Annotated in this window: 16 protein-coding genes; 6 read left to right on the forward strand and 10 right to left on the reverse strand. The window is 67.1% G+C overall.

What is annotated here, in order from left to right:
- Nucleotide 1 precedes the first annotated feature (1 nt).
- Genes GVN21_RS13250 through GVN21_RS13285 form a run of 8 tightly spaced genes read right to left on the reverse strand, consistent with a single transcriptional unit; the run spans nt 2 to nt 6,828 of the window.
- Nucleotides 2-346 (reverse strand): SUF system Fe-S cluster assembly protein, encoded by a 345-nt coding sequence (locus tag GVN21_RS13250; RefSeq protein ID WP_166575229.1) that lies wholly within the window; start codon nt 344-346, stop codon nt 2-4.
- Between the two features lie 6 nt (nt 347-352).
- Nucleotides 353-1,579: a cysteine desulfurase gene (locus tag GVN21_RS13255; RefSeq protein ID WP_166575230.1), complete on the reverse strand. Its 1,227-nt coding sequence runs from the start codon at nt 1,577-1,579 to the stop codon at nt 353-355.
- A complete protein-coding gene (gene sufD, locus GVN21_RS13260) occupies nt 1,579-2,667 on the reverse strand; it encodes a Fe-S cluster assembly protein SufD (protein ID WP_166575231.1) in 1,089 nt (362 codons plus the stop codon). Before sufD ends, GVN21_RS13255 begins: the two co-directional genes overlap by 1 nt.
- On the reverse strand, nt 2,664-3,413 hold the full coding sequence (sufC, locus tag GVN21_RS13265) for a Fe-S cluster assembly ATPase SufC (RefSeq protein WP_166575232.1): 750 nt from the start codon (nt 3,411-3,413) through the stop codon (nt 2,664-2,666). The genes sufD and sufC overlap by 4 nt, the downstream gene beginning before the upstream one ends.
- Nucleotides 3,414-3,785 (reverse strand): VOC family protein, encoded by a 372-nt coding sequence (locus GVN21_RS13270; protein ID WP_240902922.1) that lies wholly within the window; start codon nt 3,783-3,785, stop codon nt 3,414-3,416.
- Nucleotides 3,785-5,257, reverse strand: a complete 1,473-nt coding sequence (sufB, locus tag GVN21_RS13275; RefSeq protein WP_166575233.1) for a Fe-S cluster assembly protein SufB — start codon at nt 5,255-5,257, stop codon at nt 3,785-3,787. The genes GVN21_RS13270 and sufB overlap by 1 nt, the downstream gene beginning before the upstream one ends.
- A 3-nt stretch (nt 5,258-5,260) precedes the next feature.
- Nucleotides 5,261-6,385 carry a cysteine desulfurase family protein gene (locus tag GVN21_RS13280; RefSeq protein ID WP_166575234.1) on the reverse strand — a complete coding sequence of 375 codons (1,125 nt, stop codon included), beginning with the start codon at nt 6,383-6,385 and terminating at the stop codon, nt 5,261-5,263.
- Entirely contained in the window at nt 6,382-6,828 is a 447-nt protein-coding gene (locus tag GVN21_RS13285) for an Rrf2 family transcriptional regulator (protein ID WP_166575235.1), read from the reverse strand. Before GVN21_RS13285 ends, GVN21_RS13280 begins: the two co-directional genes overlap by 4 nt.
- 133 nt (nt 6,829-6,961) lie before the next feature.
- On the opposite strand from GVN21_RS13285, the gene GVN21_RS13290 reads away from it, so the two are divergent.
- Together GVN21_RS13290 and ppa are read left to right on the forward strand one after the other, a co-directional pair.
- Nucleotides 6,962-7,612: an alpha/beta hydrolase gene (locus tag GVN21_RS13290; protein ID WP_166575236.1), complete on the forward strand. Its 651-nt coding sequence runs from the start codon at nt 6,962-6,964 to the stop codon at nt 7,610-7,612.
- Nucleotides 7,612-8,151, forward strand: coding sequence for an inorganic diphosphatase (gene ppa / locus GVN21_RS13295; protein WP_166575237.1), 540 nt, complete (start codon nt 7,612-7,614; stop codon nt 8,149-8,151). Before GVN21_RS13290 ends, ppa begins: the two co-directional genes overlap by 1 nt.
- Nucleotides 8,152-8,351: 200 nt before the next feature.
- Here ppa and GVN21_RS13300 read toward each other — a convergent pair whose 3' ends face one another.
- Together GVN21_RS13300 and GVN21_RS13305 are read right to left on the reverse strand one after the other, a co-directional pair.
- The gene (locus GVN21_RS13300) at nt 8,352-9,554 is read right to left on the reverse strand and encodes a DUF1343 domain-containing protein (protein WP_166575238.1); all 1,203 of its coding nucleotides are present in this window, start codon (nt 9,552-9,554) and stop codon (nt 8,352-8,354) included.
- On the reverse strand, nt 9,551-10,078 hold the full coding sequence (locus GVN21_RS13305) for a DOMON-like domain-containing protein (RefSeq protein ID WP_166575239.1): 528 nt from the start codon (nt 10,076-10,078) through the stop codon (nt 9,551-9,553). The genes GVN21_RS13300 and GVN21_RS13305 overlap by 4 nt, the downstream gene beginning before the upstream one ends.
- A 208-nt stretch (nt 10,079-10,286) precedes the next feature.
- Between GVN21_RS13305 and tyrS the strand changes: the two genes are divergently transcribed.
- From tyrS to GVN21_RS13325, 4 genes are all read left to right on the forward strand, one after another.
- The gene (tyrS, locus tag GVN21_RS13310; protein WP_240902923.1) at nt 10,287-11,612 is read left to right on the forward strand and encodes a tyrosine--tRNA ligase; all 1,326 of its coding nucleotides are present in this window, start codon (nt 10,287-10,289) and stop codon (nt 11,610-11,612) included.
- Nucleotides 11,613-11,627: 15 nt separating this feature from the next.
- Nucleotides 11,628-12,098, forward strand: a complete 471-nt coding sequence (locus tag GVN21_RS13315) for a peroxiredoxin (RefSeq protein WP_166575240.1) — start codon at nt 11,628-11,630, stop codon at nt 12,096-12,098.
- Between the two features lie 337 nt (nt 12,099-12,435).
- A complete protein-coding gene (locus GVN21_RS13320; protein ID WP_166575241.1) occupies nt 12,436-13,587 on the forward strand; it encodes a peptidoglycan DD-metalloendopeptidase family protein in 1,152 nt (383 codons plus the stop codon).
- A partial coding sequence (locus GVN21_RS13325) for a polymer-forming cytoskeletal protein (protein WP_166575242.1) occupies nt 13,568-14,021 on the forward strand: 454 nt, incomplete at its 3' end. The genes GVN21_RS13320 and GVN21_RS13325, both read left to right, overlap by 20 nt.

A 14,021-nucleotide genomic window follows, 5' to 3' on the forward strand; every position in this document is an offset into this window, starting at 1 on the left:
GTCAGAACATGTTCAGTTGGAGCTTGGCTTCGTCCGACATGCGTGAGGGGTCCCACGGCGGGTCGAAGACCAGGTCGACGGTGCAGGACTTGATGTCCGGGATTTCCATGACCGCGTCCTCGACCCAGCCCGGCATCTCGCCGGCCACCGGGCAGCCGGGAGCGGTCAGGGTCATGTCGATGGCCACGTGCTTGTCGTCCGAGACGTCGACCTTGTAGATCAGGCCGAGCTCATAGATGTCGACCGGGATCTCCGGGTCGAACACCGTCTTCAGCTGCTCGACCAGCTTGTCGGTCAGCTCGTCCAGCTCTTTCTGGCTCAGCGTTGTGGCGGTCGTCTCGGTCATGATCACTCAGGCAAAGAAGCTGTGGGCTTTGACCAGTGCGTCCGCGAACGCATCGGCCTCGGCCTCGGTGTTATATAGGGCGAAGGAAGCGCGCGCGCTCGCGGTTACGCCGAAACGGGCCATCAGCGGTTCGGCGCAATGGGTCCCGGCGCGCACCGCCACCCCTTGTTTGTCGAGAATCTGGGCGATGTCGTGCGGATGGGCGCCCTCGACCGTGAAGGCCATGATCGCCCCCTTGTCCGGCGCCGTGCCGATAATGCGTAGCCAATTGTGACCCGACAGGCGGTCGACGACGCGGTCGTAGAGGGCGCGCTCGTGCCGGGCGACAGCCTGCCGGTCGAACGCCATCAGCCAGTCAATGGCGGCGCCCAGGGCGATGGCCTCGATGATCGGCGGGGTGCCGGCCTCGAAGCGCATGGGCGGTTCAGCGTAGGTGATATGGTCCTCGGTAACCGCGCCGATCATCTCGCCCCCGCCCTGGTAGGGCGGCAGGGCGGCGAGGCGCTCGGCCTTGCCGTAGAGGATGCCGATGCCGGTGGGGCCATATAGCTTGTGGCCGGTGCAGACGTAGAAGTCGCAGTCGAGGTCCTTCACGTCCACGGCCATGTGAACCGCGCCCTGACAGCCGTCGACCAGCACCAATGCGCCGGCCGCTTGGGCGGCATCGGTGATCGCCTTCACCGGGTTGATGGTGCCCAGCACGTTGGACATATGGGTGAAAGCGACGAGGCGGGTCTTCTCGCCAATCATCTCCAGGGTCGCCGGCAGGTCCAGTTCGCCGGTCTCGGTCACCGGGGCGAAGCGCAGGACCACGCCCTTGCGCTCGCGCAGCAGGTGCCAGGGGACGATGTTGGAATGGTGCTCCATCTGGGTGATGAGGATCTCATCGCCCGCCTGGAGGCCCAGACCGAAGCTGCTGGCGACCAGGTTGATGGCCTCGGTGCCGCCCTTGGTGAAGACGATCTCGGTCTCGGCGGCGTTCAGGAAGTGGGCGACCGATTTGCGCGCCTTTTCATAGGCTTCCGTCGTTTCATTGGCGAGCGTGTGGAGGCCGCGATGGACGTTGGCGTAGGAGAACTCCATCGCCCCCTTCATAGCCTCGATCACCGCCGTCGGCTTCTGCGCACTGGCGGCGTTGTCGAGGTAGACCAGCGGCCGGCCGTTCACCTGCCGCGACAGGATCGGGAACTGGGCGCGGACCGCCGCGAGATCGAAGGGCGCATCGAAGGCCATCAGAGGCTCCCCAGCTGGGCTTCGGCCCAGGCGTGGGCGATCTCGCGGGCGCCCTCGTGCTCGATCCGGTCGATCACTTCGCCCACGAAGGCGGCGGTCAGCATGGCGCGGGCCCGGTCGGCCGGGATGCCGCGCTGCATGGCGTAGAAGATAGCCTCCTCGTCGAGCGCCCCGATCGTATTGCCATGGGCGCACTGGACGTCGTCTGCGAAGATCAGCAGCTCCGGCTTGGCGTCGACCTCGGCCCGTTCGGACAGGATCAGCGCCTGGTGGCGCATCCGCGCATCGGTGCGGTCGGCGCCGCGTTCGACGACGATCCGGCCCTGGAACACGGCCCGTGCCTGGTCGCGGGCAACGCCCTTGGTCAGTTGGCTGGTGGTACCGTCCAGCCCCCTATGATCGACGCTGGTGGTCAGGTCGGCGTGCCGCTGGTCAGACAGCAGATAGGCGCCGTCCAGCCGGACGCTCGCGCCGGCGCCGGGATGCGCGATCCGGGTCTCCAGCCGCTGGCGGCGGGCGCCGGTGGTCAGGACCGTCTGGCTGTACGAAGCGGCGGGGGCCAGGGAGACGTTGGTCTGGCGAACAGTCACGGCCTCGGGATCGTCGGCGACCAAGACGATCCGCTCCAGGCTGGCGCCTTCACCGAGTTCGATGTCCAAATCGAAGCTGACCAGGTGGTTGCCCTGCCCTGCGTGGCTTTCGAGAAGAACTCCGCTCCTCCCCGCCGGCACCCGAACAGCCAGCCTCGTGGCAAGCTGAAAGGCGCCGAAGACGTTGGCCACGTCGAGCGCCACAACCGGATCATAGTCGTCAAACACCAGCGGGCCGGGATCGCCTAGCCCCAGTCCATCCACGAACCCGTTCAATACCGTGACGGTCCGGTTCGCCGTAAAAGGCGAACGATAGAATTCTTCGGCGCCATTGGCGCTCGCCACCGAGAATGCCGGCAGGACCCCTGTGCCATCGTACCGGTACTGAGGCGGAATCTGCCGGATCAGGCCGCGCAGGTCGGTCCAGCGCCAGTCCTCGTCGCGCCGCGATGGCAGCTGGGTGGCGTCGCCAGTCTTGAGGGCGGTGGCGAGGCTCACGCGGCGGCCTTTACATACTTGTCGTAGCCTTCGCGCTCGAGGTCGAGGGCCAGCTCCGGCCCGCCGGAGGCGACGATGCGGCCGGCCGAGAGGACGTGCACCTTGTCCGGTTTGATGTAGTCGAGCAGCCGCTGGTAGTGGGTGATCACCAGCATGGCGCGATCCGGACTGCGCATCGCGTTCACGCCCGCCGCGACGATCTTCAGGGCGTCGATGTCCAGGCCGCTGTCGGTCTCGTCGAGGATCAGCAGGCGCGGCGACAGCATCGCCATCTGGAAGATCTCCATCCGCTTCTTCTCCCCGCCCGAGAAGCCGACGTTGAGGCTGCGCTTGAGCATCTCGAAGTCGATCTTCAGCGAGGCGGTGGTCTCCCGCGCCTGCCTGAGGAAGGCGGGGGCCGCGACTTCGGGCTCACCCCGCGCCCGGCGCTGGGCGTTGAGGGCGGTGCGGATGAAGGTCAGGGCCGGAACGCCCGGGATTTCAAGCGGATACTGGAACGACAGGAAGACGCCCCGGGCGGCGCGTTCGCTGGGGTCGAGGCTGAGCAGGTCCTCGCCATCGAGGGTCGCCGAGCCTTCAGTGATCTCATAGCCCTCGCGGCCGGTCAGCACGTAGGACAGCGTCGACTTGCCGGCGCCGTTAGGACCCATGATGGCGTGCACCTCGCCGGCGGGCAGGTCGAGGGTCAGGCCTTTGAGGATCGGCTTGTCGGCGACCGTGGCGTGGAGGTTGTTGATCGAGAGCATTCAAATCACTTGAGAAAGGGGCTTCAGGAACTCGAGCCTGTTGCCGAAGGGGTCATAGATGAAGACACGCTCGACATCGCCGAGTTCGTCATCGGGTTTGATCGTGTAGCCGGCGGCGACAGCGCGTTGGGTGATGCCCGCCACGTCATCGACCAGGAAGGCCACATGCGCCTTGGTGTTGGCCCGAAAGTCCTGCTCGACGCCGAGGTGCACCTTGATTGACCCACCCTCGAACCAGCAGCCGCCCCGGGAGGCGAGCGGCTCGGGCTTGGGGACTTCGGTCAGGCCCAGCAGGTCGCGGTAGAACGGCCGAGCGCGCTCTTCGCCGCCGGGCGGAATGGCGATCTGGACGTGGTCGATGGCGCGGAGCATCAGCCGACCGAGCCCTCCAGGCTGATGGCCACCAGCTTCTGGGCCTCGACCGCGAACTCCATGGGGAGTTCCTGCAGCACGTCCTTGACGAAGCCGTTGACCAGCAGCTGCACGGCCTCTTCCTGCGAGAGGCCGCGCTGCATCGCGTAGAACAGCTGGTCTTCCGACAGGCGGGTGGTGGTGGCCTCGTGTTCGAACACCGCCTGGCCGTTGCGGGCCTCGATGTAGGGCACGGTGTGGGCGGCGCACTCCTTGCCGATCAGCAGGCTGTCGCACTGGGTGAAGTTGCGGGCGCCCTTGGCTTTGGGGTGGGCGGAGACCAACCCCCTGTAAGTATTGGAGGATTTGCCGGCGCTGATGCCCTTAGAGATGATCCGCGAGCGGGTGTTGGCCCCCAGGTGGATCATCTTGGTGCCTGTGTCGGCCTGCTGGTGGCCGTTGGTGATGGCGATCGAGTAGAACTCGCCGACACTGCCCTCGCCGCGAAGCACACAGCTGGGGTATTTCCAGGTGATCGCGGAGCCCGTCTCGACCTGGGTCCAAGACACCTTGGAGCGGTCGCCGCGGCAGTCGGCGCGCTTGGTGACGAAGTTATAGATGCCGCCTTTGCCGGTGACCGGATCGCCCGGATACCAGTTCTGGACGGTGGAATACTTGATGGTGGCGTCTTCCAGCGCGACCAGCTCGACCACGGCGGCGTGCAGCTGGTTCTCGTCGCGCATCGGGGCGGTGCAGCCTTCGAGGTAGGAGACCTGGGCGCCCTTGTCGACGATGATCAAGGTGCGCTCGAACTGGCCGGACTCGGCGGCATTGATGCGGAAGTAAGTGCTCAATTCCATTGGGCATTTCACGCCTGGCGGCACGTAGACGAAGCTGCCGTCGCTGAACACGGCGCTGTTCAGGCAGGCGAAATAGTTGTCGCTGACCGGCACCACGGAGCCGAGGTATTTGCGCACCAGCTCGGGGTGTTCGCGGATGGCCTCGCTGATCGGACAGAAGATCACCCCGACCGCCGCCAGTTCCTTCTTGAAGGTGGTGACCACGCTGACGCTGTCGAAGACGGCGTCCACGGCATAGCGCGGCGCGCCGACGACGCCGGCCAGAACCTCCTGTTCTTTCAGTGGGATACCGAGCTTGGCGTAGGTGGCCAGAATCTCCGGATCGACCTCGTCCAGGCTCAGGGGACCGGAGGCCGGGTCCTTGGGCGCCGCGTAGTAGTAGGCATCCTGATAGTCGATCTTGGGGTAGTTGACCTTGGCCCAGTCGGGTTCTTCCAGGGCCAGCCAGCGTTCGAACGCCTCGAGGCGCCACTGGAGCATCCAGTCGGGTTCGTTCTTCTGGGCCGAGATGTAGCGGACGGTGTCGGCGGTCAGACCCTTGGGGGCGAACTCCTGCTCGATGTCGGTGATGAAGCCGTGCTTGTAGGCTTCCAGCGCCCCGACCTGATCGACGGTTTCCTTAACAGCGGCCATGACTTACGCGACTTCCTTGATCTTCGGGCGGCGGCGCGACAAGGCCTCCAGCCAGACGTCGCCGGCGCGGATCCAGTCGGCCTCGGTGGTCGACCAGCCGCCGCTCAGGCGAATGGAATAGGGGGCGAGGTCGGGCCGGCCCATGGCCTCGACGGTGCGGCTGGGCTTGACCTTGCCGGAGGAACAGGCGGCGCCGGCGCTGATCATCACCCCGCCGAGGTCCATCAGCATGACCTGGGTCTCCGCCGGCCAGTCGGGGAACGCAATGCAAGCGGTTTGGGGCAGGCGGTCGGCGTTTTCGCCAAGGATTACAGCCCCTTGGGATTTTACCCGGGTCAAAAAGGCGTCGCGCCACGACGAAGCGTCCTGACTTGGCGACTTGTGTCCACTTGCTGCCAAAACCGCCGCCGCGAAGCCGACGATGCCGGGCAGGTTTTCGGTGCCGGCGCGGCGGCCGCGCTCCTGGCCTCCGCCGTGCAGTCGGCGAGCGAGTGTGGCGCGGGTTCCGGCGACCAGGGCGCCGACGCCCTGGGGTCCGCCGAGCTTGTGGGCCGAGAGGGCCAGGGTGTCGGCCTGGAGGGCGGTGAAGTCGATGGCGATCTTGCCGGCGGCCTGCACCGCATCGACGTGGAGCCAGCCCTCGGCGGCGCGGACCAGGGTGCCGGCCTCGGCGACCGGCTGGATGACGCCGGTCTCATTGTTGGCCAGCATCAGGCAGGCGAGCGCCCTGCCCGGCCGGGCCAAGGCGGCGGCCAGCCAGGCGAGGTCGGCGACGCCGTCTGCGTCCACCGGCCAGATCTCGACAGGCAGGCCGCAGGCGTGGGCGGTTTCCCAGACGGCGTCATGCTCGGTGGCGCCGAGCAGGATGCGGTCGAAGCGCGCGGCCTTGGCGCTCTCGATGGCCAAGGCGTTGGCCTCGGTGCCGCCGCTGGTGAAGGTGACGGAACCCGGGACTACGCCGACCAGGGCGCTGACCGCCTCGCGGGCCCGCTCCAGGTCCGAACGGGCGGCGCGGCCGGCGGCGTGGACGGAGGACGGGTTACCGACGCGGTCCAGCACCGCGAGCATGGCCTCGCGGGCTTCCGGCCGGACCGGCGCGGTGGCGTTGAAGTCTAGGTAGACGCTCATGCGGCCGCCTTGGCCTCGGGCGTCAGGCGGCCTTCGAGAACGTCGGCCAGGGACACGGAGGCCAGGTAGCTGTGCAGCTGTCGGCCCATCTCTTCCCAGAGATCGTGGGTGGTGCAGCGGGCGCCCGCCTTCATACAGCCTTTGGCCGAAGCGTGGCCGCAGCGGGTGGCGCGCAGGGGCTCGTCGACCGCCAGCACGATCTCGGCGATGTGGGTCTCGCAGGCCGTCCGGGCCAGGCGATAGCCGCCACCGGGGCCGCGCAGGCTCTTGACGAGGCCACGGCGGCGGAGGCGGGCGAAAAGCTGCTCCAGATAGCTGAGGGAGATCTCCTGCCGGGCGGCGATCTCGGCCAGGGAAACCGCGCGCAGGCCATCCGCGTCCTGGCGAGCGGCCAGGTCGGTCATGGCCATCACGGCATAGCGGCCCTTTGTGGACAGGCGCATGGCGGTTTCCTTGGCATTTCGCGCGGCCCCTATGCTAAGGCCCGCGCCACGCGTCGGCAGGGCCGGCGCGGTGTGCGCCTGATCTAGGAAGACCAAGCGCAGTGGTCAAGTATTCTGCGAGGACGTTTCGCCCATGCCCGAAGTCGTTTTGACCGGCGCCGCCGGCCGGATCGAAGGCCGGTATTCGCCGGGAAAGCGTGAGAACGCGCCGATCGCCCTGATTCTGCATCCCCACCCGCGCGCCGGCGGACACATGAACCATCCGGTGGCCGTGCAGATGTACCACCTGTTCATGAAGCGGGGTTTCTCGACCCTGCGGTTCAACTTCCGGGGCGTCGGGCGTTCGCAAGGCGAGTTCGATGGCGGCATCGGTGAACTGGCCGACGCGGCCACGGCGCTGGACTGGCTGCAGGCCACCAACCCGACGGCCAGCCAGTGCTGGGTCGCCGGTTACAGCTTCGGGGCCTGGGTCTCGATGCAACTGCTGATGCGCCGGCCCGAGACGGATGGCTTCATCAGCGTGTCGCCGCCCGCCAATATGTACGACTTCAGCTTCCTGGCCCCCTGCCCGGCCAGCGGCCTGTTCCTGCACGGCACCAACGACACGGTGACGCCGCCGGTCGAGGTCGAGCGGGTGGTCACCAAGCTGCGGAGCCAGAAGGGCATCGTGATCGATTACGACCTGATCGACGGCGCGACCCACTTCTGGGCCGAGAACCTGCCGGACGTGGAGAAGCACGTCGGCCAGTACCTTGATAAGCGTCTGGAAGCCGAGCCCGCCTAATGAATATCGATGCCCTGACCATCGGCGACAATCCGCCGGTGGATGTGAATGTGATTATCGAAGTGCCGCTGGGCGGCGAGCCTATCAAGTACGAGATGGACAAGGCCTCCGGGGCCCTGATGGTCGACCGGTTCCTCTATACGTCGATGCGGTATCCGGGGAACTACGGCTTCATCCCGCACACCCTGTCGGGCGATGGCGACCCGGTGGACGTGATCTGCATGAACACCCGCGCCATCGCGCCGGGTGCGGTGATGAGCTGCCGGATCGTCGGCGTGCTGCTGATGGAAGACCAGGCCGGGATCGACGAGAAGCTGATCGCGGTGCCGTCGCATCACCTGACCGCGCGCTACGACCATGTGCAGAACTACACCGACCTGCCGAAGATCACCCTGGACCAGGTCGAGCACTTCTTCACCCACTACAAGGACCTGGAGCCTGGCAAGTGGACCAAGGTGAAGGGCTGGGGCGACGTCGACGCGGCCCGGAAGATGGTGCTGGACGGTATTGAGCGGGCGAAGGCGGCGAAGGCCGCCTGAGGCCGCGCCTATTCGCTCTCCACCCCCGAGAGGGGGCGGAGGACGGTTCGGAGCGTGAGCGACGGACCAGGAGGCGGGGCAGCGCCGGCGGCTGGGGTTAGCCTTGAACCGGCGGTGGGGACCCCCTCGGTTTGGCTCGCTTGCAGCGCTCGCCAAAGGTTGGTTCCCCCATTTCATGGGGAGAGCGAAGAGGCGGCTCTTCAGTACAGAAGATAGGGCTTTCGCAGCTCTTCCCACGCCTGCTCGTCGGGAATGGTCAGGGCGTCGAGGTCTCCCGGCGTGGCGGCCGGTTCATCGACCCAGGCCTTGAGGTCGGGGCCGCCGTTGATGACGTCTATGGCGAGCTTGTCGAGGACGTACTCGTAGGGGAAGTCGCGCCAGAGGTCGTAGTCGGGATAGAGGGCGCGGATGGCCTTGAAGCCGAGAGCCTGCAACCGCCACGGCTTGAAGGCCTGGTGATCGTATTCGGGGCCCTCGGTGTGGATCTGGACGCCGCTGCACAGCTTGCCGACGTGCTTGTGGAAGGTCGGCTCGAAGCTGATTTCGCGCAGGGTGCAGCCGTCCAGCCAGCCGAGCGCGATGCGCCACATCTCCTCGATCACCTTGCGGGCGTCGATGTCGGGAGCGCCGAACAGCTCCAGGGGGCGGGTGGTCCCCCTCCCCTCCGACAGGGTCGTGCCTTCCAGCATCACCGTGCCGGCGTAGGCGCGGGCCATCCACAGGTTGGGGGCGTTGGGGCTGGGGTTGATCCAGGTGCGCTGGCCCAGCGGCCAGCCGTGGCCGGGGGCGGCGTCCGGGTCGTAACCCTCCATCTCGATGACGCGATAATCGACTTCCAGCTTGTAGTGATCGATGAACCAGCGGCCCAGTTCGCCGAGCGTCAGCCCGTGGCGCATGGGGATGGGGCCGGCGCCGACGAAGCTTTCCCAGCCTGGGCGCAGGGTCAGGCCCTCGACCGGACGGCCTGCGGGGTTGGGGCGGTCGAGGACCCAGACCGACTTGCCGTGCTCGGCGGCGGCTTCGAGGACGTACAGCAGGGTGGTGATGAAGGTGTAGATGCGGCAGCCGAGGTCCTGCATGTCGATCAGGATGACGTCGAAGGTCCCCATCGACTGGCCGGTCGGGCGGCGGACCTCGCCGTAGAGGCTGAACACCGGGACGCCGTGGACCGGGTCGGTGAAGTCCGGGGACTCCATCATGTTGTCCTGCTTGTCGCCCCGCATGCCGTGCTGCGGCCCGAAGGCGGCGGTCAGCTTGAGGTCGGGACAAGCAGCCAGGGCGTCCATCGAATGGGTCAGGTTCTCGGTGACCGACGCGGGGTGCGCGAGGAGCGCCACGCGGCGTCCGGCGAGGTCGCGGCGCAGGGCCGGGTCGGCGAGCAGGCGGTCGATGCCGAACTTCATGATGGGTCCAGGCTCAGGCTGAAGGCGTCGGAATGGTGGAAGTCAGGGCGGCCCGGTGGGTGGGTCAGCGCCCAATAGGAAAGACGACCGTCGATCAGTTCGATGACGGCCGACAGCGCAAGCGTCCAGCGGCCGGGCGGGAGATCCAGGCCGCCGAGGTCGAGGTTGGCGGTGAGATCATAGTGGTCGTCGGCGCGGTGCTGATTGAAGCCGACGAGGGCGATATCCGCCGGCTCCATGCCGATGCGGTAGCCCGCGAACCGGTAGGCCGCCCACTGGTGCGATGGCGACAGGTTGATCTCGCGATAGCCGTCGCCTGCCCGGATGAAGGCCTCGAAACAGCTGTGTTTCCACAGCTCGTCGGCGCGGCCCTCGGGTCCGGCCGGCGGCAGGCGGACCTGGGTCAAGTCGCCGGTGGCCACGTAGCGGAGCGACAGGCCGGACGGCGTGCGGCGGACGTCGACCGCGATCTCATGGACCGGCTCGCAGGGGAAATCAGGGTGTGGCGTCAGGGCAAGCCGCATCACCCCTTGGATAGCGACGCCTTGACGAGCGTCAATGGCGGAGGCACACCACGCCCCATGATCGCCAAGGCCGCCCTCGCCGCCCTGTATTACGCCCGCTCGTACTGACGAGCGGCGTTGCGATCGCATGCCGCCCAACCCCGGCGGCATGTCAAAGCATCACGCAACCCGACGTCCGCCGGTCCCTTCCAAAAAGGAGACCCTATCGATGTCTATCGCCTTGCAGACCCGCCCGCCCGTGCTACAGGCCCGCCGCGAAGAGAGCCATCAGTCCATGACCGAGACCGCCGATTTCAAGTCGTCGTTCCTGCAGACCATGCGGGACCGAGGCTTTGTCCATCAGATCACCCATCCGGCCGAGCTGGACGAGGCGGCGAGTGGCGGGATCGTCACCGGCTACATCGGGTTCGACGCCACCGCGCCGTCGCTGCACGTGGGCAGCCTGATCCAGATCATGCTGCTGCGCCGGCTGCAGCAGGCGGGGCACCGGCCGATCGTGCTGATGGGCGGGGCGACCACCAAGGTCGGCGATCCCACCGGCAAGGATGAGTCGCGCAAGCTGCTGAGCGAGGCCGACATCCAGGCCAACATCGCCAGCATCAGGACGGTGTTCGAGAAGTTCCTGACCTTCGGCGACGGGCCGACCGACGCGGTCATGGTGGACAATGACGAGTGGCTCTCGAAGATGGGCTACATCGATTTCCTGCGGGAATTCGGGGTCCATTTCACGGTCAACCGGATGCTGGCGTTCGACTCGGTGAAGCTGCGGCTCGAGCGCGAGCAGCCGATGACCTTCCTCGAGTTCAACTACATGCTGATGCAGTCGGTGGACTTCCTGGAACTGAACCGCCGGTTCGGGACCAGCCTGCAGATGGGTGGGTCCGACCAGTGGGGGAACATCCTCAACGGCGTTGAGCTGATCCGCCGGGTCGACCAGAAGCCGGCCTTCGGCCTGACCACCCCCCTGCTCTCCACCGCTTCGGGCGCGAAGATGGGCAAGACCATGGGCGGGGCGGTGTGGCTGAACGCCGACATGCGGTCGCCGTACGACTACTGGCAGTTCTGGCGGAACACCGAGGACGCCGACGTCGGCAAGTTCCTGCGGCTGTTCACCGACCTGCCGCTGGACGAGATCGCGCGGCTGGAGAGCCTGCCCGGCGCCGGGATAAACGACGCCAAAAAGGTGCTGGCCGACGAGGCGACCCGGATGCTGCATGGCGAGGAGGCCGCCAAGGCCGCCCGCGAGGCGGCCACCCAGGCCTTCGAGAAGGGCGCCCTGTCGGACGACCTGCCGACCATCGAGATCGCCGCCGCCGACCTGACCGAGGGGATCATGCTGGCGGCGCTTGCCGTCGACGCCGGCCTGTCTAGTTCTCGCGGCGAGGCCCGGCGCCTGGCCCAGGGCGGCGGCCTGCGCGTCAATGACGTGCAGGAGATGGACGGGATGAAGCTCATCACCCAGGCCGATGTGGTCGGCGGGGTGATCAAGCTGTCCCAGGGCAAGAAGAAGATCGTGCTGGTCCGGCCGGTCTAGGATCTGGAGGGTAGAGTGACCATCGAACTGAAAGCCGGCGATCAGGCCCCGGACTTCGACCTGCCCACCGACACCGGGCGGGTCCGTCTGGCCGACCTTAAGGGCAGGACGGTGGTCCTCTATTTCTACCCCAAGGACGACACCACGGGCTGCACCACCGAAGCCAAGGACTTCAGCGCGCTGAAGGCTGACTTCGAGAAGGCCGGGGCCACGGTGGTCGGCGTGTCGAAGGACACCATCGCCGCCCACGCCAAGTTCCGCGCGAAGTATGGGCTGACCGTTGAGTTGGGCTCGGACAAGGACAGCGACGTCATCGAGCGCTATGGGGCCTGGGTGGCGAAGAAGCTCTACGGCCGGGAGTATATGGGCATCGACCGGTCGACCTGGCTGATCGATGGCGAGGGCGTGCTGCGGCGGGTGTGGCGCAAGGTGAAGACGCCGGGCCATGCGGACGAGGTGCTGAAGGCGGTTCGGGAACTGGGGTGACTGTCTTCCGGCGGAGCCGGATGACTGTCACCGTTGCCGGCGCGGCTGGACGGTGACAGTCACGCTCCGCGAGACAGTCACCAGGCCCGCGACCGATCCGCGCGGGGCAAATGTGACGCTCCGGTAACTGTGGCGCGGAAACCGCGATGGTTAATCAATATCGCCAAGATTTCGCGAAAGACGGCCCAAAGACTAGCGTCCTGAACAGGTCGTGGTTAACCGTTGTGCGATAAGGAGTTTTCGCGCGCCGGCCGCACCCGCGAGGCGCGAAGCCCCTTGCGTCCCTGTTTCAGATGATTGCATATCGCGCTCGGTAGAAAACCGGGTCTCGGGGGCCATGGCGTCAAACCGCTTACGGCGAGTTCGCAGAGTTCTTGAAGAGCTCTTTCCTGAGCGGCATCTCTATGTCCGTTCCGGCGGCGAGATGCGCGGCTACGTGCTTTCGACGGGCAAGCAGATCGCCGGCGCGGGTGTGGTCGCGGCCCTGTCTCTCTGGATGGGCATCGCCACCGCCGCGATGATGGTCAACGCCCTGGCGGCGGGCGCCTCGGACCAGGAGCTGGTCCGCCAGAAAGCCTATTACGAGCGGGTCAACGCCGACCGCCAGGCCCGCCTGAACAGCGCCATGGCCCAACTTAACGCCACCAACGGCTCGTTCGGCGAGATGGCCGCCTCGGTCGAGAAGCGCCACGCGGCGCTGGCCCAGCTGTTCACCGAGTTCAAGGGTGTGCCGGGCGCGGAGCAGGCGCTGGCGCCGGCCAAGCCCCGCCTGATGGCGACCAATCCGATCGAGCGGGTGCAGTACACCCGGATGGACCAGGAGCGGCTGATCGAAGCCGCCGACAGCTTCGCCAAGACCCGGGCCGAGCGGCTGCGCGCCGCCTTCCGACTGGCCGGGCTGACCCCGGAAAGCTACGTCGCCCGCGGCGGCGCCCTGGGTGGGCCGCTGATCGAGGCCAAGGACCCCCGCGCCCTGGCCGCAGTGCTGGACGTGGACGAGGATTTCGCCCGCCGTATTCAGCGGGCCAGCAGCAACATGAACGACATGCGCGGTCTGTCCCAGGCCGCCAAGACCCTGCCCTTCTATCGCCCGACGGCGGCCCAGGCGGCGACCAGCAGCTATGGCGTTCGGCTGGATCCCTTCACCCGGCGGCCGGCCTTCCATTCGGGCCTGGACTTTCCGGGCGGCTACTTCGCCCCGATCTACGCGACCGCGCCGGGCGTGGTTTCGTTTACCGGCGTTCGTTCAGGCTATGGCAACACGATCGAGATAGACCATGGCGGTGGGTTCAAGACCCGTTATGCGCACCTCCAGGGCATTGCCGTGCAGGTGGGACAGCGGGTCGGCGTGGGACAGCGGATCGGGGCCATGGGCTCGACGGGCCGCTCGACCGGGCCGCACCTGCATTACGAAATCTGGGTCGCTGGTCGGCCCCAGAACCCCAACCGTTTTCTGAAGGCCGGTGAATATGTTCAGCAAGCCCGCTAACAAGTCCGCTCCGACGCCCGCCAAGCCGGCGACGCCCGAGCCCGCCGCCGCGACCCCGGTGAGCAACGCCGCGATCGACGCCCCCAAGCCCCGTCCGAAGGTCGCCTCGCTGATCTCCAGCGGCATCACCATCGAGGGCGGCGTGACCGGTGACGGCGAACTGCAGATCGATGGCGTGGTGCGCGGCGACGTGCGCGTCGGCCGGCTGACCGTCGGCGAGACCGGCCACATCGAGGGCAGCGTCTATGCCGAGGCCGCCGAGGTTCGCGGCCGCATCGTCGGCTCGGTGACCGCCAAGCAGGTTCGCCTGTACGGCACCAGCTACATCGATGGCGACATCACCCATGAGCAGCTGGCGATGGAAACCGGCGCCTTCTTCCAGGGCCGCAGCCTGAAGTTCCAGCGCCCGGCCGCCCCGGCCCCGGCCCCCGCGC

Source organism: Caulobacter sp. SLTY (genome assembly GCF_009905535.1).
Taxonomy (GTDB): Bacteria; Pseudomonadota; Alphaproteobacteria; order Caulobacterales; family Caulobacteraceae; genus Caulobacter.

Coding starts and splice junctions, on each gene's coding strand:
- GVN21_RS13250 (WP_166575229.1), bottom strand. CDS start 346: ATGACCGAGACGACCGCCACAACGCTGAGCCAGAAAGAGCTGGACGAG.
- GVN21_RS13255 (WP_166575230.1), bottom strand. CDS start 1,579: ATGGCCTTCGATGCGCCCTTCGATCTCGCGGCGGTCCGCGCCCAGTTC.
- sufC (WP_166575232.1), bottom strand. CDS start 3,413: ATGCTCTCGATCAACAACCTCCACGCCACGGTCGCCGACAAGCCGATC.
- GVN21_RS13270 (WP_240902922.1), bottom strand. CDS start 3,785: ATGCTCCGCGCCATCGACCACGTCCAGATCGCCATTCCGCCCGGCGGC.
- sufB (WP_166575233.1), bottom strand. CDS start 5,257: ATGGCCGCTGTTAAGGAAACCGTCGATCAGGTCGGGGCGCTGGAAGCC.
- GVN21_RS13280 (WP_166575234.1), bottom strand. CDS start 6,385: ATGAGCGTCTACCTAGACTTCAACGCCACCGCGCCGGTCCGGCCGGAA.
- GVN21_RS13285 (WP_166575235.1), bottom strand. CDS start 6,828: ATGCGCCTGTCCACAAAGGGCCGCTATGCCGTGATGGCCATGACCGAC.
- GVN21_RS13290 (WP_166575236.1), top strand. CDS start 6,962: ATGCCCGAAGTCGTTTTGACCGGCGCCGCCGGCCGGATCGAAGGCCGG.
- ppa (WP_166575237.1), top strand. CDS start 7,612: ATGAATATCGATGCCCTGACCATCGGCGACAATCCGCCGGTGGATGTG.
- GVN21_RS13300 (WP_166575238.1), bottom strand. CDS start 9,554: ATGAAGTTCGGCATCGACCGCCTGCTCGCCGACCCGGCCCTGCGCCGC.
- GVN21_RS13305 (WP_166575239.1), bottom strand. CDS start 10,078: ATGCGGCTTGCCCTGACGCCACACCCTGATTTCCCCTGCGAGCCGGTC.
- tyrS (WP_240902923.1), top strand. CDS start 10,287: ATGTCTATCGCCTTGCAGACCCGCCCGCCCGTGCTACAGGCCCGCCGC.
- GVN21_RS13320 (WP_166575241.1), top strand. CDS start 12,436: ATGGCGTCAAACCGCTTACGGCGAGTTCGCAGAGTTCTTGAAGAGCTC.